At 62.5% G+C, this 21,003-nt stretch carries 18 protein-coding genes, 1 pseudogene and 1 CRISPR repeat array; of the genes and pseudogenes, 3 read left to right on the top strand and 16 right to left on the bottom strand.

Translation table 11 applies throughout. The features are described from left to right. Positions 1-2: 2 nt before the first annotated feature. From casB to AWB76_RS26665, 12 genes and pseudogenes are all read right to left on the bottom strand, one after another. Positions 3-596 (bottom strand): type I-E CRISPR-associated protein Cse2/CasB, encoded by a 594-nt coding sequence (casB, locus tag AWB76_RS26710; RefSeq protein ID WP_061163132.1) that lies wholly within the window; start codon positions 594-596, stop codon positions 3-5. Beyond that, positions 583-2,187, bottom strand: a complete 1,605-nt coding sequence (gene casA, locus AWB76_RS26705; RefSeq protein WP_061163131.1) for a type I-E CRISPR-associated protein Cse1/CasA — start codon at positions 2,185-2,187, stop codon at positions 583-585. The genes casB and casA overlap by 14 nt, the downstream gene beginning before the upstream one ends. 9 nt (positions 2,188-2,196) lie before the next feature. Further along, entirely contained in the window at positions 2,197-4,023 is a 1,827-nt protein-coding gene (cas3, locus tag AWB76_RS26700) for a CRISPR-associated helicase Cas3' (RefSeq protein ID WP_244173459.1), read from the bottom strand. Positions 4,024-4,227: 204 nt separating this feature from the next. Further along, a pseudogene (locus tag AWB76_RS42320) lies at positions 4,228-4,746 on the bottom strand (HD domain-containing protein); the annotation flags it as partial. After that, entirely contained in the window at positions 4,661-4,852 is a 192-nt protein-coding gene (locus AWB76_RS43105; protein WP_279616456.1) for an HD domain-containing protein, read from the bottom strand. The pseudogene AWB76_RS42320 and the gene AWB76_RS43105, both read right to left, overlap by 86 nt. Before the next feature lie 268 nt (positions 4,853-5,120). Continuing rightward, positions 5,121-6,551: a CRISPR direct-repeat array (repeat unit 28 nt; unit sequence GGTTCCTCCGCGTGCGCGGAGATAGACC). A 40-nt stretch (positions 6,552-6,591) separates the two neighbouring features. Then, complete coding sequence (locus AWB76_RS26695) at positions 6,592-6,861, bottom strand: hypothetical protein (RefSeq protein ID WP_061163130.1); 270 nt, start codon at positions 6,859-6,861, stop codon at positions 6,592-6,594. Further along, positions 6,858-7,295 carry a dihydroneopterin aldolase gene (locus AWB76_RS26690; protein WP_061163129.1) on the bottom strand — a complete coding sequence of 146 codons (438 nt, stop codon included), beginning with the start codon at positions 7,293-7,295 and terminating at the stop codon, positions 6,858-6,860. Before AWB76_RS26690 ends, AWB76_RS26695 begins: the two co-directional genes overlap by 4 nt. Continuing rightward, positions 7,292-7,945, bottom strand: a complete 654-nt coding sequence (locus AWB76_RS26685) for a sarcosine oxidase subunit gamma (protein WP_061163128.1) — start codon at positions 7,943-7,945, stop codon at positions 7,292-7,294. Before AWB76_RS26685 ends, AWB76_RS26690 begins: the two co-directional genes overlap by 4 nt. Further along, entirely contained in the window at positions 7,935-10,937 is a 3,003-nt protein-coding gene (locus tag AWB76_RS26680; protein WP_061163127.1) for a sarcosine oxidase subunit alpha family protein, read from the bottom strand. Before AWB76_RS26680 ends, AWB76_RS26685 begins: the two co-directional genes overlap by 11 nt. After that, a complete protein-coding gene (locus AWB76_RS26675; protein ID WP_061163126.1) occupies positions 10,934-11,233 on the bottom strand; it encodes a sarcosine oxidase subunit delta in 300 nt (99 codons plus the stop codon). The genes AWB76_RS26680 and AWB76_RS26675 overlap by 4 nt, the downstream gene beginning before the upstream one ends. Positions 11,234-11,253: 20 nt before the next feature. Further along, positions 11,254-12,498, bottom strand: a complete 1,245-nt coding sequence (locus tag AWB76_RS26670; RefSeq protein ID WP_061163125.1) for a sarcosine oxidase subunit beta family protein — start codon at positions 12,496-12,498, stop codon at positions 11,254-11,256. Positions 12,499-12,538: 40 nt separating this feature from the next. Continuing rightward, complete coding sequence (locus AWB76_RS26665; protein WP_061163124.1) at positions 12,539-13,933, bottom strand: L-serine ammonia-lyase; 1,395 nt, start codon at positions 13,931-13,933, stop codon at positions 12,539-12,541. 386 nt (positions 13,934-14,319) lie between these two features. On the opposite strand from AWB76_RS26665, the gene AWB76_RS26660 reads away from it, so the two are divergent. The 3 genes from AWB76_RS26660 to AWB76_RS26650 all read left to right on the top strand — a co-directional run bounded on the left by AWB76_RS26660 (position 14,320) and on the right by AWB76_RS26650 (position 16,674). Then, positions 14,320-14,634, top strand: a complete 315-nt coding sequence (locus AWB76_RS26660; RefSeq protein WP_061163123.1) for a hypothetical protein — start codon at positions 14,320-14,322, stop codon at positions 14,632-14,634. A 137-nt stretch (positions 14,635-14,771) separates the two neighbouring features. After that, positions 14,772-15,860 (top strand): GlxA family transcriptional regulator, encoded by a 1,089-nt coding sequence (locus AWB76_RS26655; protein ID WP_061163122.1) that lies wholly within the window; start codon positions 14,772-14,774, stop codon positions 15,858-15,860. A gap of 49 nt (positions 15,861-15,909) precedes the next feature. After that, positions 15,910-16,674 carry a class II aldolase/adducin family protein gene (locus AWB76_RS26650; protein ID WP_061163121.1) on the top strand — a complete coding sequence of 255 codons (765 nt, stop codon included), beginning with the start codon at positions 15,910-15,912 and terminating at the stop codon, positions 16,672-16,674. A gap of 24 nt (positions 16,675-16,698) precedes the next feature. On the opposite strand, the gene AWB76_RS26645 is transcribed toward AWB76_RS26650, so the two are convergent. The 4 genes from AWB76_RS26645 to AWB76_RS26630 form a co-directional block, all read right to left on the bottom strand. Continuing rightward, the gene (locus AWB76_RS26645; RefSeq protein ID WP_061163120.1) at positions 16,699-17,634 is read right to left on the bottom strand and encodes a choline ABC transporter substrate-binding protein; all 936 of its coding nucleotides are present in this window, start codon (positions 17,632-17,634) and stop codon (positions 16,699-16,701) included. A gap of 95 nt (positions 17,635-17,729) precedes the next feature. Continuing rightward, positions 17,730-18,722 (bottom strand): GlxA family transcriptional regulator, encoded by a 993-nt coding sequence (locus AWB76_RS26640; protein ID WP_061163119.1) that lies wholly within the window; start codon positions 18,720-18,722, stop codon positions 17,730-17,732. An 11-nt stretch (positions 18,723-18,733) separates the two neighbouring features. Next, a complete protein-coding gene (gene choW, locus AWB76_RS26635) occupies positions 18,734-19,636 on the bottom strand; it encodes a choline ABC transporter permease subunit (RefSeq protein WP_061163118.1) in 903 nt (300 codons plus the stop codon). Then, complete coding sequence (locus AWB76_RS26630; RefSeq protein WP_061163117.1) at positions 19,629-20,807, bottom strand: quaternary amine ABC transporter ATP-binding protein; 1,179 nt, start codon at positions 20,805-20,807, stop codon at positions 19,629-19,631. Before AWB76_RS26630 ends, choW begins: the two co-directional genes overlap by 8 nt. Positions 20,808-21,003: the final 196 nt, after the last annotated feature.

Genomic DNA, 21,003 nt, shown 5'->3' with positions numbered 1-21,003 from the left:
GGTCAAGGCTTTTTTGCGCTCTCGGGTCTGGCGCTCGTAAAGTCCTGCACGAACCGGATGCGCGACCGATCCGCCCAGCGCCTCGCCCTGGGATGTTCCGCGCTTTCATTGAGCACGAACGTGCCCAGTTCGGCCCAGTTCGGCTCGACCTTTCTGCTTTCCATCAGCCGAAGAACACGCTGCAAAAGCGGAAAGAACGCGTCACCACGTGCGTTGAGAAGCCGCGTGACGCGCGCATCGGAGACGCCCGCGCGCCGCAACTGGAAGCCGAATCGCGCGCTCACCTTGTCCGCGTCGTCCTTCTGCACGTGATGGCCAGTTAGCGCGATGCCGTTCACGATCACGGCCCATCGCTTCCAGCGCTCGATGCTCAATTGCTCGCAGTCCACCTTCGCGCGATGCAAGGCCCGCGTGAACGCCGCGATCTGCTGGACGGTCAGCGCATCCGCGTCCGGGTTGAGACGTTTGAGCGCGACATAATCCGCCTTCAGTGCACCTTCGCCGACTTTGCCGGCTTCGATGAAGCGGGCAAGCGCTTGCGCCTGATAAGCGGAGACGCGCCATGAGTCCCGTGCGACGCCTTCAATTTGAGCCATCTGAAACCTCTTCGAACGATTCGGATTGCGCGGCTTTGCGGGCTTCATTGCGCTGCTTCAGCACGCGAGCCATTCGCGGTGGCGCTTTCTCGGAACGCAAACCGACGTGGAAACGCGAAAGCGCCGCACCGCGCGCGCGATACACACGCTCGGCGCTGCGCGGTCCCGCGACGAACGCCTGCTCCAGCACCCCGGAGGCACGATCGGCGAGCGCGAGGAGCCATTGGTCGTGTTCTTCACTTTTGCGATCGTCAGCGTCGATCTCTCTGGCGAGATCGTCGAAGAAGCGCCGGTCTTCTCCTTGCTCGAAGGCTCTCGCAAAATGATTGGCCTTGTTCTTGGTGTCGTCACTTACGTTTTGATCGCCGTTGCCCAACAGCGCGCACAACGCGCTCCATAGCGTCTTGCGGACATCGGCGATTTCTCCGATACGCTCTTTTGCTGCTTCGGCGATTTCATCGCCTTTTTGCTTCAACATCAGGCGGCGCATCTTTGCTGTAATGGGAATGCGTCTTTCGTGATAGCCCTCGGTCTTTCCCTGACCACGCGTGATGCCTTGAGCAAGGATGAACACGCCTTCCTTGCCGTCGTCATCCAGCAGCGTGCGCGCGATCGTCGGCTCGTATTCACTTGAGAATGCGAGCGTGCTCGCGAGCTTGTAGTCGAAGCCTTTCGCCGTGATCGAAAGCGCTTTGCCTTCCGCAACGTTGATCGGTGTCCAGGCGTCGCCCGTCACGCCGCAGCGCTCCTTCGCGGCGATACGTACAACCTTGCTGCCCGTGGCGATCGCGCTTAGCGTTTCGCCTTGCGCCTGAATGCGCACGCGACGGCACACTTCGATATAAAAAGGATCGAGTTCGGAGAATGAAAGGCTGCTGGCGCCATCCCAAGGCTGAAGCCACACCAGCGCGACGCCGCTTTTTTTCTTCAATCCGAAAGTCTTGGCGATCTGGTCGCGATTGCGACGCAGAAGCTGTACATCGCGCGCCCAGCGCTTTCCCCATCTGCCATTCGGCACCACACCAACGCCCGGTCGACTGGCAAAGCCGCCGTTCATGCGCGATATGCCATAGTTGCCCGCGCCAAGAAAACCCTCTTGCGTCTGCAAACTGACGAGCGCATAGATCCAGTCCTCGGCCTCCGCGTGAACCATGCGTTGCGCCTTCAAATCGTGATTCCGCGATGTCACCAGCATGTCCAGCGCATCGGGCGTCGCGATCCGCTTCTTCCACGTCCGCGACGCTCCGCGTTCACACGGCGCCTGCATGAAGGCAGGCCGATCGTCCGGTGCGACGAGCGCGAACGCCGCGCCGTCGCTATCGTCGGGCGTCAGCGCAAGCAACGCGGCGTGCCATTCGGCAGCGGTTTCGAAGGGCGTCTCACGATTCGCCGCGTGAAGTGCGATGGCCGCCAGTTGCACGAGAAACGCATGCCACGGATGCCGTTGATGCGGACGCAGCGCGGGAAAGTCGCTCACTTCGTCAGCGTTGAAGGCGGCGAGCAGTTCCGGCAATGTCGCGTGCCGTTCCTGTCGAGTGCTGGTTCGATAGCGAATCAGCGCTTGATCGAGCAAGCTGAATTGGATATCCATGAAGTGGCCCTAGCTCGTGTGCGGACCGATCTTTTCGATCCCGAAACGGCTATATGAATAGCGCGCCGCGCCCAACGAAAACTCGAAGCCGCCGTCATGACGAACGATGGAAACCGGCTTCGCGTCCGCATCGAGTCCGTTCGGCAGCAAGTGAAAACGAATCGCGATCTCATGCACGTCCGTACCGAACGGCCCGCGTTCGGGTGGCTCGAATGCGACCAGACGGTCAGCCGCGCCAAGACGCGTGGCGATACGTTCTTCGCCGTCCGGAAATACGAGTTCGTCGAATCCCGCGTCGAACGGAAGCGCATGGAGTCGCGCGATGGATCGCTCAGCGCTGTCGCTACCCTCAAGTAGTTGCTCTAGCTGTTTCCACGCCGCACCGGACTCGTCTTGTATCGAACGCAAACAAGTGGGATGCGTCGCGCGTTCCACGAGCGCACGGTTTTCGAGCGGAATCACGCGACTGGGCTGCTCGCGGATCAGGCGACGCGTCGCTTCGATCATCCGCAAGTCGGGATAGACACCGCCGCCGTCCTTCAGCCGCCCGAGTCCGTTGCGCGGTACTTTGAGGCACGCTTCAAACGAACCGCCCTCAGGTATCAGAACCCACGCGCGCGCTTCCTGAAAGCCCTTCGGCCGCAGATCGTCATCTTCGCGCTTATGCCGATGCAAACGGCCAATGCGCTGCAACAGCACGTCCATCGGACAGATGTCAGTGATGAGCAAGTCCGCGTCGATGTCGAGGCTTTGCTCCAGCGTCTGCGTTCCGACGAGGATGCACGCCCCCTGCTTGGCATTGCGCACCTTGCCAAAGCGTTCTTCGACTTTCTTGTCGAGACGCGGCCGATCCTGCCGGCTGAAGCGGCTGTGATGCAGCGTTGGCACGCCATCGAGACCGAACAGCCACGCGCGATCGCCCGAAGCGTCGACCAAAGCTTCCACCGCTTTTTGCGTGGCGATCGCGGCCGGCACCGTATTGCGGACGATCAGCACGCGCGCCCCTTGATTCGCGGCGTCGCATGCGAGGCTGGCGATGCGCTCGTGGTCGTCGATTGCGTTGAGGGTCTGCCATTGCACGGTCTTCGATCTGCCCGAGGCAGGCAATTCTCGAACCGTTTCACCGTCCGTAAGCGCCGGGTACGGTGATCGCACAGCCTTATCGATATCCGGCGCCGCGATCGTCTCATCTCCGCTTGCAATGCGCTGATACCGCGCTCGCTGATTCGTGCCAAGCGTCGCCGACAAGAGCAGCGCATGGCCGCCCGTTGCGAGCTGCGCCCTCAGAAGTTGTTCCAGCAATTGCGACATGTAGGCGTCGGATGCATGGACTTCATCGACGACCAGCAAAGAGCGGCAAAGCGTTGCATGTCGCAGATGCGCATGACGCACTTTCAGCCCCGCGAGCAACGCCTGATCGATCGTGCCCACAGCGATCGTCGCCGCGAGAAAGCGCTTCGGCGATTCCGCGGCCCAGCGTTGATGTGCTTTCGTATCGTCGGGAGAATCGGACCACAAGAACTTGAAGTCCGGCAAGGCGGCTGACTTTACGTTGCCATCCGCGCTTTCATAGCCTGGCAACGCGCGCACGACCACCGGCGCATTCCGCGGCCAAAGGTTCGCGACGAACGTGCGGACGCGTTCATAAACCTGCGCTGCGGCCACGCGCGTAGGCAGCGCGAAATACAGCGAATCGACTTTGCCTGACTCGAAGAGCTTCGCAAAGCGCCACAGTGCAGCTTCCGTCTTGCCACTGCCGGTTTCCGATTCCAGTATGAGAAGCGGGCCGAGTCCTTCCTCTCCGAGCGCGCTTTGAGTAGCGTGTGGCGCCTTCACTCCGAATGCGGACTGGAAAGAGAATCCATCTCGAATCAACTGCGCGCGATGCGCTGAAGTATCAAGTCCTATGGCTCTCACAGCGTTCGATGCCCGGTCGCGCGCGTCTTGCAGCGTTCGCGCGGCGCCCGGTTTGCTGTATTCGAAAAAGTCTTCGTCGGAGCCAAGCCAGTCGGCCAATTGCACGAGGCCCGCGAACAAGTGAACGAACGCCGGCGTGGACGGCAACGGATCGCCGCCCGGTTCGAACGCCAAGGGAAAGTGCAGGCGCAAAGCATCGCCGATTTGTTTCAGCGTGTGCGCGGGACTGTAGAGTTCGCGACCAGAGGCATCGCGCACTGGGCGCCATATCAGCGGGTCGATTCCAGACCGATCAGCGACCGGACGACCGTGATGGCCCAAGCTTGCACGCAGCAAGTCATCCACTCCGCCGGCCCATTTCAACATCGCTTCGATGGGCAATCCTGCCAGCAGCCCATCGTCCAAGCTGAATGCAAAGACTGCCTCGGCACCGTGTCCCGCTTTCTGCGGCCATTCGCGCGGCGCGGGACCGTTCCATCGTTTCGCCTGAAAACCGCTGTTGGCCTTACCGAAGTCGTGCAGATAGGCGAGCACTGCTAGCCGCTCGATGTCCTGATCAGTCAAGGTTCGGCCGGCAGTGTAGGTCAGAGCGTCGTGAATGCGTCCGCACGCGGCAATTTGCCAGAAAGCACGCGGCCACATCCAGCATGTGATCGCCAAGCGGATGACAAGGCGAGTGCTCGTCTCCGGCGCGCGGCCGTTTGCCCCACGCGGTGAATGTGTCGGTTTCGCTTGCTTCGGTTTTCATGCGCTTTGGGATCGCGTGACGCTGCCTCGAAGCAGAGATATTGCGTCGCGATCAATAGGTTTGGATTCCTATTTTTGTTTGGCGGACCGGAGAGCTTCTATACGAATTTGCCGAATTTCAGGGGCGAATGCCTGACTCGTTGCGGTGCATCAGTGCGGAGCCGCATTGTTCGACAGCGGCCCGGCAGCTCGCGATACTCTTTCGCGTGCCAAATTCAAAACATCGATTTGGTCGTTTGTTCTTTTAAATCATGAATATAGTGGGTAGAGGTTCCTCCGCGTGCGCGGAGATAGACCTCGAACACGCGCGGCGGATACATCGACGAGAACGGTTCCTCCGCGTGCGCGGAGATAGACCCGGCGCGCAGACGATCACCCACATCGACGAACCGGTTCCTCCGCGTGCGCGGAGATAGACCTGCAGAGATCGCAGAGTGTCTGCGCTGGCTGGCGGTTCCTCCGCGTGCGCGGAGATAGACCCGAAAGCGCCTGCGAGGCTACCGACAAAAATAGGGTTCCTCCGCGTGCGCGGAGATAGACCTTTCGGCTCCTTGGCGATCGCGGCGTCGATCGCGGTTCCTCCGCGTGCGCGGAGATAGACCTTCGACGGCGTTCTTGTAGTTGTCGAGCGATTCGGTTCCTCCGCGTGCGCGGAGATAGACCCCAGAATAGGACGAACGATCATGAACCGCTCAAGGTTCCTCCGCGTGCGCGGAGATAGACCCGAGCCGCCCAGTTCGTTTCCGTTTCGGCTCAGGGTTCCTCCGCGTGCGCGGAGATAGACCCGTCGAAGAGTTCCAGCACTGGGGCCCGCTGACGGTTCCTCCGCGTGCGCGGAGATAGACCCTTGACGCTGCAATGAAAGACCCGAACGCGGCGGGTTCCTCCGCGTGCGCGGAGATAGACCCAAGAGACTCGCATCACCAAGCCGCCTTCGGGCGGTTCCTCCGCGTGCGCGGAGATAAACCCGCGCAAGACTACGCGGACAGCGTGCCCATGGTGGTTCCTCCGCGTGCGCGGAGATAGACCCAGGCGCTTGCCGTCATCGGCGATCTACCGATCGGTTCCTCCGCGTGCGCGGAGATAGACCTTCGCCTACTACCATCGGACGATGGAAACCAAAGGTTCCTCCGCGTGCGCAGAGATAGACCCGGGCGGGCGTTTTTCACGATCCGCGGCGAGCAGGTTCCTCCGCGTGCGCGGAGATAGACCCGGCGCTGGCTGCCGGTGCGCGTCGGGCAGTGCGGTTCCTCCGCGTGCGCGGAGATAGACCCGCGCAGCTTCTGGGAAAAAATTTCCGTGGGTTGGTTCCTCCGCGTGCGCGGAGGTAGACCCGGAATGTCGTAGCTCGTATTGAAGCCGATGTTGGTTCCTCCGCGTGCGCGGAGATAGACCGAAAAAGGGCTGATCGCGCGACGCGCGACGCCGGGTTCCTCCGCGTGCGCGGAGATAGACCCGACATCGCGCACATTCGGCGGGATCATTCGAAGGTTCCTCCGCGTGCGCGGAGATAGACCCGACCCACTCCGCTCATACACACGCCGCGGCCAGGTTCCTCCGCGTGCGCGGAGATAGACCTCTGAACAGCCGCGGCGAGACCGAGTTCAACCGGGTTCCTCCGCGTGCGCGGAGATAGACCCTGGATGATGCGTCCGGCGCGCACGGCGACGGGGGTTCCTCCGCATACGCGGAGACAGCCCCAAGGGCATACACGCGGGCAAGATCAGCGGCCCACCACCCTCACCCCACCCCCTCAAACCTCCCCCGCGCCGCCTTCACCACCCGCATCACCGCCTCCTCACTCAACCGCGCGGCGATCGCCTTCACATACTCATGATGCCGCGCTTCCAGCGGCGCATCGAGATACTGCGCGTGCAGATACCGGATCAACGCAATCCGCCGATGCTTCAACGCAATACTCCGATCCAGCAGCGCGAGCGCCGCGTCCGCATCGTGCTTCTTGCATGCACGCTCGGAAAGCTGCGCGGCAGCATCGCGCGACGCGTTCATCGCACGATCGCGTGTTGCGCCTCAGCCCGCAAACGCCACGCATCGAAATCCGCGCGACGCCAGTCGAGTTCGAGCCCAAGGCGCTTCGTGCCCTCGCGAATCTTCGGCTTGTGCAACGTCAACGTGAGCGCATCGAGCGCGGGCCATTCCTCGAACGATAGCGCCGCGATCTCCACCGCGAGCGTCTCGAGCAAACGCGTATGCGCCTTCGCTTCGAGAAACGCACTCACGCGATTGCACCACGCTTCGTAATCGATCAGACCATCGTCCGATTCATGCGGCATGCCGCGATAACGCAGGCTCGCATCGATGCACACCGGCTGCGGCCCTTCATGCTCATGCTCGTACAGGCCGACGCGCGTCTTCACGATCAACTCGTCGACGATCACGCGCCAGCCTTCGCCACCCGCCGCCAGCGGTTCGAAAGGCTTCATGAGAGCAACGGCGCGGCGGCGTCGAGCATCATCTTCACGAAGTAGTCCGCGAAACTGCGGCGCACGATCATCTCGAAGCGATCGCCGCCCAGCGGCACGAGCGTGAGCGATGCCTTGAAATAGTGGCTCTGCGCGCACTGTCCTTCGCCGAAAACCTTCGGATGCAGATCGAGCGGGCAGCCGCGCGAGAGCACTTCACGCGTCTTCGGGCCATCGATTTCGAGCACCGTATACCCGCTGCCGATATCCACCGCCGCCGAGAACTGACCGACGAACACCTCGCGCAGCTTCGCTTCGAGCGGCGCGGGACGCGATGCATCGTGCGCCGTATCGGAATAGACGAGCCATTCATCGGGGCCGAGCCACAGCATCGTGTAGCCGTTGCCGCGCGCGATGGTATTCGCCTTCTCCGGCGGCACGCAGCCGATCACGCTCTGCACCGCCTTCGCGAAAGCCGGATCGCGCGTGTCGCCACGCACGTTCACGAGCTCGAGGAACGGCCGCTCCGTCAGACGAAACGTCTTCGGCGAGCCGCTCTGATGCGCTTTCATCAACGCATCGGCGCCGACGAGCGGAGACTCCTGCCACACGCCTTGCCCGCTGATTGCGCGATCGACGACCGTCGAGGAACCTTTGATCTCATTCAACATGTTGACGTGCTCCTTCGCTGTCGTAGAACACCGAGCTGGTGATTTTTGCGTTGACCCGCTTGCCGTTCGCGAGCGGAATCATGACCGATTCGCCGATCTTCTCCAGACCGCCCTTCACGACGGCCAGCGCAATCGAGCGCTTCAGGATAGGGCTGTAATAGCTCGACGTGACGTGTCCGAGCATCGGCGCGGTATCGCCCTGGAACGGACCCGCGACGATCTGCGCGCCTTCCGGCAACACGAACGCAGGATCATCGGTCAGGAGTCCGACGAACTGCTTTCTTCCTTGTTTCGCCGTATCCGAACGCGTGAGCGAGCGCTTGCCGATGAAGTCCTTCGACTTCGCAACGAGGCCGCCCATGCCGAGATCGTAAGGCGTCATCGAGCCGTCCGTATCCTGGCCGACGATGATGTAGCCCTTCTCCGCGCGCAGCACGTGCATCGTTTCCGTGCCGTACGGCGTGATGTCGAACTCCGCGCCCGCGACCATCAGCGCTTCCCACACCGCGCGCCCGACGTTCGCCGGCACGTTCACTTCATACGCGAGCTCGCCCGAGAAGCTGATGCGCATCACGCGCGCCGCCGCGCCCGCCACCGTGCCATCGCGATAGCTCATGAACGGGAACGCCGCGTTCGCGAAGTCGATGTCGTGACACACCTTCTGCAGCACCTTGCGGCTGTTCGGTCCGACGACCGCGAACGTCGCCCAGTGATCCGTCACCGATGCGAGACGCACGCGCATGTCGGGCCATTCCGTTTGCAGCCAGCGTTCGAGCCACGTGAGCACGCGCGCCGCGCCGCCGGTGGTCGTCGTCATCATGTAGTGCTGTTCGCCGAGACGCACCGTGACGCCGTCGTCGAAGATCATGCCGTTCTCGTCGAGCATCAGGCCATAACGGCACTTGCCGACTTCGAGCTTGCTCCACGGATTCGTGTACATCCAGTTCAGCAGCTTCGCGGAATCCGGGCCTTGAATGTCGATCTTGCCGAGCGTCGATGCATCGAGAATGCCGACGCTCTGACGCACCGCGAGCGACTCGCGCGCGACTGCCGCGTGCATGTCCTCGCCCGCCTTCGGGTAGTACCAGGGACGCTTCCAGTTGCCAACGTCCTCGAACATCGCACCGTTCTCGACGTGCCATTCGTGGATCGCCGTCTTGCGCACCGGATCGAGGAACTCGCCCAGCTCGCGGCCCGCGAACGTGCCGAACGTGACAGGGGTGTAATTCGGGCGGAACGTCGTCGTGCCGGTCTCGGGAATCGTCTTGCCGAGCGCCTGCGCCAGAATCGCCATGCCGTTGATGTTGCCGAGCTTGCCCTGATCGGTGCCGAAGCCCATCGCCGTATAACGCTTCACGTGCTCGACGGATTCGAAGCCCTCGCGCGCCGCCAGATAGATGTCCGCCGCCGACACATCGTTCTGGAAGTCGACGAACTGCTTCGGACCGCGCGTCGACAGGTCCTTGCCGCCGACGATCCACAGCGGCAGCATCGGCGCTTCGACGATCTCAGCGACCTGCACCGGATTCGGCTTCACGACGATATGACCCGCCGCGCGCGCCGCTTCGACGCCCGCATCCGCGCCGAAGCGGATGCCGCGTGCCAGCGAGAACTCGCCCGCGCATGCGCCGACGCTGCTTTCCAGTTGCATCGCCTTGCCGGGCACGAAGCACGCTTTTTCGTCGTGCCAGTGCGCCTTGCCGCCCGATTGCGCGAAGAGGTGCAGCACGGGACTCCAGCCGCCCGACATCGCGACGAGATCGCATTGCAGTTCCGTCTGCTTCTGGCCGACCTTGCCTTGCGCATACGACGCCACTTCCACCGACGCCACGCGCAGCTTGCCGCGCGCAACGGTCACGACCGCGTTGTTCATCACGCGCACGCCATAGCGGCGCGCCGCGGCCGGCAACGTGCCCTTCGATTCGGCCGGACGCGGATCGACGACGGTCACTTCGGCGCCCGCCGCTTTCAGATCGAGCGCGCATTGATACGCGTCGTCGTTGTTCGTGAACACGACCGCATTGCGGCCCGGCAGCACGGCATAGCGATGCAGATACGTCGACACCGCCGACGCCAGCATGATGCCCGGCAGATCGTTGTTGCCGAAGACGATCGGACGCTCGTGCGCGCCGGTCGCGAGCACGACACGCTTCGCGCGCACTTTCCACATCAGTTCGCGCGTGCCGCTGCGCCGCGAAACCGGCAGATGTTCCGTGAGACGCTGCGTGATCGTGACGAGGTTGTGATCCTGATAACCGAACGCCGTGCTGCGCGACAGAATCTTCACGTCAGGCATCTTGCGCAACTCGGCCTCGACCTTCTGCACCCATTGCAGCGCGGGCTTGCCGTCGATTTCCGCGCGGCACGACAGGAGCGAGCCGCCGAGTTCACGCTGATCGTCGACGAGAATCACACGCGCACCCGACAAACCCGCCGCATGCGCCGCCGCGAGACCCGAAGGTCCACCGCCGACCACGAGCACGTCGCAATGCGCGAAGCATTTGTCGTAGCGATCGGCGTCGAGTTGCTTCGGCGCTTCGCCGAGACCCGCTGCATCGCGGATCACTTCTTCGTACTTCGGCCAGAACTTGCGCGGCCACATGAACGTCTTGTAGTAGAAGCCCGCGGGAATGAAGCGCGCGATCTTCTGGTTGACCGCCATGCGATCGTTCTCGATGTTCGGCTTCGCGTTCACGCTCTGCGCGACGAGCCCCTGATAAAGCTCGACTTCGGTCGCACGCGCATTCGGCACCGTGTATGCGCCGGTTTCGAGTTGCACGACTGCATTCGGCTCTTCGACACCCGCCGTGATGATCCCGCGCGGACGGTGATACTTCCAGCTGCGCGCAACGAAGCGCTCGCCGTTCGCGAGCAGCGCGGACGCGAGCGTATCGCCTTCGAAGCCCTGATACGTCTTGCCGTTGAACGTGAAGGTGACGGGAATCGCGCGATTGATGCGCCCGCCCATGCCGAGTCGGTCTTTCTGGCTCATTTCGACGTGCCTCCGTTGTTGTCCATCACAGCCAGCGGACGGTCGAACGTCTCGTAGCCCTGAATCTCGTATGAAACCGTATCGCGCTGCGCCTTGAACCAGCGGCGGCAGCCTTGCGCATGATTCCATTGCTCGCGATGCACGCCGCGCGGATTCTTCCGCATGAAAAGGTAATCGCCCCATTCCTTATCGGAGAGCTTTTCGGTGTCGAGCGGGCGCGCGATATCCGCTTCGCCGCCGCAGGAAAATTCGGTTTCGGCGCGCGGCCCGCACCAGGGGCATTCGATCAGCAACATGTTTTTCGCTCCTAATGCGATTAGTGGGCCACGGCAGCCGCGCCGTGCTCGTCGATGAGATGACCGGTATAGAAGCGATCCAGCGAGAACGGCGCATTCACCGGATGCGGCTCGTCCTTCGCGATCGTGTGCGCATAGGCCCAGCCCGATCCCGGCGTCGCCTTGAAGCCGCCCGTGCCCCAGCCGCAATTGAAGTAGAGACCCTTCACGTCGGTCTTGGAGATGATCGGGCACGCATCCGGCGAGACATCGACGATGCCGCCCCACTGACGATTCATGCGCACGCGCGAGAACACCGGGAACATCTCGACGATCGCCTCCAGCGTGCCTTCGATGATGTGAAAACTGCCGCGCTGACCGAAGCCCGTGTATTGATCGACGCCCGCGCCGATCACGAGATCGCCCTTGTCGGACTGGCTGATGTACGCGTGCACCGCGTTCGACATCACCACCGTGTTCACGACCGGCTTGATCGGCTCCGACACGAGCGCCTGCAGCGGATGGCTTTCGAGCGGCAGCCGCACGCCGGCCATGTCGGCGAGCGTCGTCGTGTTGCCTGCTGCGACGACCGCGACCTTCTTCGCCTTGATGAAACCCTTCGTCGTATCGACGCCCGTCACCTGACTGCCATCGCGGCGAATGCCCACGACCTGGCAGTTCTGGATGATGTCGACGCCCGCACGGTCCGCGCCGCGCGCGAAGCCCCACGCGACCGCATCGTGACGCGCCACGCCGCCGCGACGTTGAATCGACGCACCGAGCACCGGATAGCGGCTGTTCAGATTGATGGTCGGCTCGATTTCCTTGATCTGCTGCGGCGTGAGGAACTCGGCATCGACGCCATTGAGGCGGTTCGCATTCACGCGACGCTCGGTGTCGCGCACGTCCTGCAGCGTGTGCGCGAGATTCATCACGCCGCGCTGCGAGAACATCACGTTGTAGTTGAGGTCTTGCGAGAGGCCTTCCCACAGCTTCATCGCTTTCTCGTACAACGCCGCGGATTCATCCCACAGATAGTTCGAGCGCACGATGGTCGTATTGCGCGCGGTATTGCCGCCGCCGATCCATCCCTTCTCGAGAATCGCGACATTCGTGATGCCGTGCTCTTTCGCGAGATAGTAGGCCGTCGCGAGACCATGACCGCCGCCGCCGACGATCACCACGTCGTACTCGCGCTTGGGCTCGGGACTGCGCCACTGGCGCTCCCAGTTCTCGTGATACGACATGCCGTTGCGCAGCAGGCTGAATATCGAGTAGCGGGTCATGGGTGTTTCCTTTGGTGCAGGGATTGTGCGTTTGGGCTAATCAGCATTCGATGACGTTCACGGCGAGGCCACCGCGCGACGTCTCCTTGTATTTCGTCTTCATGTCGGCGCCGGTTTCGCGCATCGTCTTGATGACCGAATCGAGCGACACGTAGTGCTTGCCGTCGCCCTTCATCGCCATGCGCGCCGCGTTGATCGCCTTGATCGCGCCCATCGCGTTGCGCTCGATGCACGGAATCTGCACGAGGCCGCCGACCGGGTCGCAGGTCATGCCGAGGTTGTGTTCCATGCCGATTTCTGCGGCGTTCTCGACTTGCGCCGGCGTGCCGCCCATGACGGCGGCGAGCGCGGCGGCGGCCATCGAGCAGGCGACGCCGACTTCGCCCTGACAGCCGACTTCCGCGCCCGAGATCGACGCCGTTTCCTTGTAGATGATGCCGATGGCCGCAGCCGTCAGAAGGAAGCGCACGATGCCTTCGTCGTTCGAGCCGTGCATGAACTTCACGTAGTAATGGAGCACGGCGGGAATCACGCCGGCCGCGCCGTTGGTCGGCGCGGTGACCACGCGGCCGCCCGCCGCGTTCTCTTCATTGACGGCCATCGCGTAGAGATTGACCCAGTCGAGCATCGACAAGGGATCGCGCAACGACTCTTCCGAACGCGAACGCAACGAGGAGGACAAATCGGCGGCGCGGCGCTTCACGTGCATCGGACCGGGCAGCTCGCCGCGCTCCTTGCAGCCGCGCTCGACGCATGCAGCCATCACGCGCCATACCGCGAGCAAGCCTTCGCGCACTTCGGCTTCGGTGCGATTCGCGCATTCGTTCTGCATCGTCAGTTCGGCGATAGACAGACCTGTCTCCTGACAGACGCGCATGAGATCGTCGCCGGTGCGAAACGGATGCGGCACCGTGTTGCCCGCGCGCAGACCGTTGACGCGATCGCCTTCGCGATTCACGACGAAGCCGCCGCCGACCGAGTAATACTCCTTCTCGACGAGCAACTGGCCGTTTTCATCGAATGCCTGAAAGCGCATGCCGTTCGGATGCACGATGCTCGAACCCGGCGCGCCCGGCATCAGCTTGCGATAGAAGCCGATATGCTCGCGCTCCTCGAACACGACGTCGTGCTTGCCGAGCAGCTTCAACCGTTTCGTCGCGCGGATTTCCGCGAGGCGCGGCGCGATCGCGTCCGGATCAATGAGATCGGGCAGATTGCCTTCGAGACCGAGCAGCACGGCCTTGTCGGTGCCGTGACCCTTGCCCGTCGCGCCGAGCGAGCCGAACAACTCCGCGCGCACGCGGGTAACGAAGGCGAGCAGATTGGCGTCTTCGATATGCGACGCGAAACGGCACGCCGCGATCATCGGCCCGACGGTGTGCGAACTCGACGGTCCGATGCCGATCTTGAACAGATCGAAAACGCTGACGTTCATTGGCGTGTCCCTGAGGTTGGCGGAAGACTTCGGTATGGCGCTCATTGCACCAAACCCAGAAAAGACTCGATAGAACAAAAACGCCATCGAAATGGGATCGCGGCGTCAGCGCCGTTTTTCGCGTGCCGGCGGCGTCGCATTCCGCACAATTTCCGGCGCGGCGACGCAAGTCCGCGTCGCGGTGCTCGCCTCGGCGCGCGTAACAGAGCATTTCGTGCGCGGCGCGTTTTTGCGCATCTTCGTTGCACTTTCCCCGCTTTTGAGACTGGTCCGAAGCGTCACGCGGACGGGCATCGGTATATTCCCTAGGTCCTCAGGTGAGCCACGCCGCCAGGCATCGGATCACTCGTCTTTTCCGCCTTTTCACGCTTTTTCGGTTTGCATCGATGGAATCTCACGCTCTACCCGACCAGTTCTTCAAATCCTGGGTTCTCGCTTTTGTCATCGGCGTGGTCGTCGTCGGCGCGCTTCAGGTCGTCGATCTCCTAGGCGTCGATCACGTGCTCACGCGTCAGGCGCCCGTCTGGGCCGCGCTGATGCTGCTCTGCTCGATCGATCCCGTGTTGCGCTACTTCGGCGTATTGAAAGCCGAAATCGAGCAGCGCTGGGGCGACTACACGATCGCGAGCGTGCTCGGCCGCGCGACGGGCGCGCTCGCCGGCGGCGCTTTCGCGTGGGCCTTCGCCGTGCTCGGCGGCTGACGCACGTCGCTTCCCTTCGCTGCCGTTCACGCGGCCGGCGTCACGCGACGCCGGCCGCGTTCTATTTCTGACGCACGCCCGAGGCTCGCGGCCGAGTGTTATGCTCGGCGGATAACGTCCAGCCGCATGTCTCCCGCATGAATGCCGCAGAATCTCTTCCGCCGTCTTCCGTCGACGGTCAATCGAAATCGCGCATCCGCTTCGGCATCATCCTGTTGCCGAACTTCACGCTGACCGCGTTCTCCGGTTTCGTCGATCTATTACGCCTGTCCGCCGACGAAGGCGATTTCAGCCGTCCCGTGCGCTGCTCGTGGAGCGTGATCGGCGAGACGCTCGCGCCGGTGCGCGCGAGCTGCGGCATCCAGATCACGCCGTGGGCAACCTACGATCAGGCCGAACCGTTCGATTACGTCGTCGTGGTCGGCGGCCTGCTGCATTCCGGTCCGGCCACGAGTGAGGCGACGCTGCAGTTCATCCGGCGTGCGGCGGCATCGAATGCGACGCTCGTCGGCATGTGCACGGGCGTGTTCTCGCTGATGCGCGCGGGCGTGCTCGAAGGGCATCGCATCTGCGTCAGCTGGTTTCACTACTGGGATTTCGTCGAGCGATTCCCGCACGCGGACGAGCAATCGCTCGTCGCGGACCGGCTGTTTGTCATCGACAGAAGACGCATTACGTGCTCGGGCGGGCGTGCATCGATCGATGTCGCCGCCGCGATTCTCTTGCGTCACTTCGAAACCGCGACGGTGCAAAAAGCGCTGCGCATCCTGCTCGTCGATGACATGCAAAAGGGCAATGCGCCGCAGCCGCATCCGCCGGGACTCGCGCCCGCGACGCATCCAAAGGTGAAACGTGCGATCCTGCTGATGGAGCAGCACGTCGGCCGTTCGCTCACGCTCGATGAACTCGCGCACAAGCTCGATCTGTCGACGCGGCAACTGGAGCGGCTCTTCAAGGCGGAGACGGGCAAGGCGCCGCAGGCGTACGCGAAGCAGGTGCGGCTGCGCACGGCGGCGTGGCTTTTGACGAGCTCCGACAAGACGGTCGCGGATATCGCGTCGAGTTGCGGCTTTTCCGATGCCTCGCATCTCGGACGCGAATTCCGCAAGCAATTCGGCCTGCCGCCGATGATGTATCGCGAGCAGGGCGGCGCGCCGGATGCGCCGGAAGCCAATCAGGCGATGGACTACGACGAGACTTTCCCGGGCCGCGCGCAGGCAATCTGACAGCATCGATATTCGTTTTCCGCGGCTCATCAAACCAAGGAGGAACGGCATGGAGACTCACGGATACTCGCAGGAAGAATGGAAGGTGCGCTGCGATCTGGCGGCGCTTTATCGCGTGATCGGGCATTTCCGCTGGACCGACATGATCTTCACGCACATCAGCGCGCGCGTGCCAGGCAAGGACCATCACTTCCTGATCAACCGCTATGGCGTGCTTTTCGACGAGATGCGCGCGTCGGATCTGGTGAAGATCGATCACGAGGGACGTCCCGTGGATTCGAGCGCGCGCGACGATCCCGAGCGGTATCGCGTGAATCCGGCGGGCTTCACGATCCACTCCGCCGTTCATATGGCGCGGCCCGATGTGTTTTGCGTCGTGCATACGCATACGGCGGCGGGCGCGGCGGTATCGGCGCAGAAGCAGGGCTTATTGCCGATCAGTCAGCATGCGTTGAAGTATTACGGGCATCTTGCGTATCACGACTATGAAGGGATCGCGCTGGATCTCGCCGAGCGTGATCGTCTCGTCAACGATCTCGGGTCGCATAACGCGATGATTTTGAAGAACCACGGCTTGCTGACGTGCGGACAGTCGATTCCGGAGGCGTTTCAGGAGATGTATTTTCTTGAGCGCGCCTGCGAGATTCAGATTCGCGCGCTGGCGGGGAACGCGGAATTGAATCTGCCGTCGCAGAAGGTGTGCGAGTTGACGGCGGAGCAATATCGTCGCGATGAAGCCGATGGGATCATGGCGCTGCAGTGGGAAGCGGCGTTGAGGATGATCGAAGGCGCGAAGCCCGATTATCGGAGCTGACGCGCCTTCTTTGCATCATCGCCCTTAGTTGCCGGCGACGTACGCCTTCACCGCCGGCAACCCATCCTTCCCGTCGAACGTCTTCACGCCCGCCAGCCATTTATCGAGCACGGCCGGATTCGCCTTGAGCCATTCGCGCGCCGCCTTGTTCGCATCCGTCTTGTTCATGATCGGCAGCATCACGTGGTTCTCGATATCCGTCGTGAACTGCAGGTTCGACACGAGCTTCGCCACGTTCGGGCAGCGCGTGTCGTAATCCGTCGGCGTGACGGTCAGCACTTTCGCTTCGCCGTAGTTCGGCCCGAACACATCGTCGCCGCCCGAGAGATAGTCGATCTTCATCTGCACGTTCATCGGATGCGGCTCCCAGCCGAGGAACACGATCGGCTTCTTCTCGCGAATCGCGCGATTCACTTCGACGAGCATGCCCGCCTCGCTCGATTCCACGAGCTTGAACTTGCCGAGCCCGTACATGTTGTTGTCGATCATCTTCTTGATGAGCGCGTTGCCGTCGTTGCCCGGCTCGATGCCGTAGATCTTGCCGTCGAGCTTGTCGTAGTTCTTCGCGATGTCGTTGAAGTTCTTGATGCCCGCCTGATACGCATAATCCGGCACCGCGAGCGTGTACTTCGCGCCCGTCAGATTCGGCGTCGGCAGGACTTTTACTTGATTGGCTTTCCTGAACGAATCGATCATCGGGTCCATCGTCGGCGACCAGTAGCCGAGGAACACGTCGATCTGCTTGCTCTTCACGCCCGCGAACGTGATGGGCACGGAGGCGATCGTCTTCGTCGGGTTGTAGCCCAGTCCCTGAAGAACGGTCGATGCAAGTCCGGTGGTCGCGGCGATATCCGTCCAGCCGACATCCGCGAAACGCACGTTCCTGCACGCGGCGGGTTCAGCGGCGTGCGCTCCCGATAAACCAGTGACCAAAGCTGCCGCGATCCACAAGCGTTTCATTTCTCTCTCCCGGGTTCTTTTTTGAAGGCACGAATCGACCCGCGCACGAGGCTCGTGAAAGCCCGCGCGGACCGAAGAAACCAAAACGAACTAAGTCAGGCCGATAATCGCCGCTCGACGCTCGGCGCATGCCCGAATTGCGCGCGATACGCCTTGCTGAAGTGACACGGCGAATGGAAACCGCAGACGCTCGTCACGCGCGCGATCGATGCATCGGTGTTGCGCAGCAACTCGCGCGCGCGGCGCAATCGCAGCGTCAGGTAGTAATGCGTCGGCGACACGTTGAGAAACATCTTGAACATGCGCTGCAGATGCCGCTGCGACAGATGCACGAGCCGCGCAAGCTCTTCGAGCGAAAGCGGCTCTTCGATGTTCGCCTCCATCAGCCGCACCACTTCGACGAGTTCCGCACGCGAGAAGCCGACGCGCGCATCGACGGGAATGTGCTGATAATCCGTCGATCCGCGAATACGCTCGACGATGAACTGCTCCGACACCTGCGCCGCATGCGCCTGCCCGAGCCGCATGCCGACGAGATTGAGCATCAGATCGAGCGGCGCCGTGCCGCCCGTGCAGGTCATGCGGTCGCGATCGACCACGAAGAGTTCGTCGGCGAAGCGCACATGCGGAAAGCGCTTGTTGACCGGCGACATGTCTTCCCAGTGCAGCGTGCAGCGGTAACCATCCAGCAGCTTCGCGGCGAGCAGCGCATACGGCCCGGTGCAGATGCCGCCGAGCGGAATGCCCGCTTCATGCGCGCGTTGCAAGAGCCCGATCACCTTGTCGTCGACATAGTCGGCGACGTGCCAGCCCGCGCACACGATCAGCACGTCGGGCATGCCCGCTTCGTCGAGCGTCACCGTCGGCTTCACGGTGATGCCGTTGCTCGCACGCGCGGGCTCGCCGTCCGGCGTGATGATCGACCATCGGTAGTGCTGCGCGCGGCCGACGTAATTGGCCATGCGCAGCACCTCGACCGCGCTCGTGAACGCGATCATCGAGAAGTTCGGCAGCGTGAGAAAGCCGAAGTGCGCGAGACTGGACAACGGTGATTCGGTAACCGCCGGGACGATCGCGTCGCGCTTCATTCACTCGCCTCTCAGCTTTGTTGCGCCGCCGGTTCGCGGCGGACTTTCATCACGCTCTTCAGGCCAGCGAACAGCGGGGCGCGCGCCATGCCGGGCGAACGTCCGAAGCTTTCGGTGATGCGGTCAAGAATGATCGCGAGCAACACCACCGACAAGCCGCTCTCGAAGCCCAGACCGATATCCAGACGCTGAATCGATGCAAGCACGTCGTTGCCGAGACCGCCTGCGCCGACCATCGACGCGATGATCACCATCGACAAGGCCATCATGATCGTCTGGTTCACGCCGGTCATGATCGACGGCAGCGCGTTCGGAATCTGCACCTTGTAGAGCAACTGGAACGACGTACAGCCGAATGCCTGGCCCGCTTCCACGATCTCGCGATTCACCTGCTTGATGCCGAGTGCCGTGAGGCGCACGGCCGGCGGCATCGCGAAGATGACAGTCGCGAGAATCCCCGGGACGCGGCCGAGGCCGAAGAGCATCGCCGCCGGAATCAGGTAGACGAAGGCGGGCATCGTCTGCATCAGGTCGAGCACGGGGCGCACGGCCATTTCGACGTACTTGCTCTTCGACGTCCAGATGCCGAGCGGAATGCCGAGCAGGAGGCTGATGAGCGTCGACGACAGCGTGAGGCCGAGCGTGATGACCATCTGATCCCAGAAGTTCGTCGCGTAGATCAGCAACAGCGATGCGAGGACGAACACCGCGAAACGCCAGCCGACACGCCACAAACCGATGCCGACGAAGATCGCCATCAGCGCCCACATCGGGATCGCCTGCAGGCCGTGTTCGATGGCCGCCGCGAATGTTTCGATGACCTTGCCGATGGAATCGAAGGTCTTCGCATCGTGATCGAGGAGATAGTGGACGCCGTGGTCCACCCAACTGCCAAGCGGAATGATTTCAGACATGAGAACCTCGATGGTGCGTAAGAACCTTCAGGACATTGGTCTTGTTGATCGAACCGCAGTACGAGCCGTCCGCTTCGACGACGGGCAGCGGCGCGGGACTTGCGACCACGCGATTCACGACTTCATCGAGCGCGACATGCCGCTCGATGCATTCGATCGGGTTGATGCGCGACGCGGCGTTGCCGTTCGCATCGCGTCCGACGAAGCCACGGATGCGGCGCTGGGCGTCGAGCACGAACGCGTAGTCGGCGCTGCCGTTGAGCGTGGCCGCGACGCTCGATGCGTCGATCTGCGGCGAGTGCTTGATGAGCGGCACGACGTCCGTCTGCATCAGATCGCCGGCCGTCAGATAGCGGCTCGTGTCGATGCCTTCGAAGAAGGCCTCCACGTAGTCGTCGGCGGGATTCGTGATGATTTCCTGCGGCGTGCCGATCTGCACCACGCGGCCGCCTTCCATGATCGCGATGCGCGTGCCGATGCGCATCGCTTCTTCGAGATCGTGCGACACGAAGAGAATCGTGCGGCGCTGCTCGCGTTGCAGATCGAGCAGCACGTTCTGCATTTCCTTGCGCTTGAGCGGATCGAGCGCGGAGAACGCCTCGTCCATGATCATCAGCGAGGGATTCACCGCGAGCGCACGCGCGAGACCCACGCGCTGCTGCATGCCGCCCGACAGTTGCGCCGGCAGCTTCTGCGCGAACGGCGCGAGGCCGACTTGTTCGAGCACGGTCATCGCGCGGGCTTCGCGCTCTTTCTTGCCGACGCCCGCGACCTCGAGGCCGAATGCGGCGTTGGAAAGAACCGTGCGCTGCGGCATGAGTGCGAAAGACTGGAACACCATGCTCATGTCCTTGCGCCGCAGGGACGTGAGCTCGGAACGCGGCACGGCGGCCACGTCGCGGCCGTCGATCAGCACCTTGCCCGCGGTCGGCTCGACCAGCCGGTTGATGAGCCGGATCAGCGTGGATTTTCCCGAGCCGGACAGGCCCATGAGCACGAAGATCTCACCTTCCTTGACGTCAAAGGAGACGTTATGGACGCCGACAATCTGTCCGGTGCGCTTGAAGACTTCTTCCTTCGTCGCGCCGCCGGCCAGCATGTCCAACGCCTGTTTGGGACTGTTGCCGAAAACCTTGCACAGTCCTTCGACTACTACCTTGGGGGAATTCATCGAATATCTCCTGGCGTGTGCGGACGTGCGTCCGCGCTGTGCATACATAGTTGCCAGAAAAAAGTCACATCAGCCGACTATTTGCGACAACCACATGTGGAAATACGACACTGGAATAAGCGCAAAAGTGCCGATGCAGGAGCGAAGCCTTGCTGGATAAGGGTTTGCGGGATGCGAGGAGAACGATCTTGGGATT

The sequence above is a fragment of the Caballeronia temeraria genome (assembly GCF_001544795.2).
In the GTDB taxonomy this organism is placed as follows: Bacteria; Pseudomonadota; Gammaproteobacteria; order Burkholderiales; family Burkholderiaceae; genus Caballeronia; species Caballeronia temeraria.
Note: the sequence above shows the minus strand (reverse complement) of the source record. Positions and strands in the feature narration are given on the sequence as shown.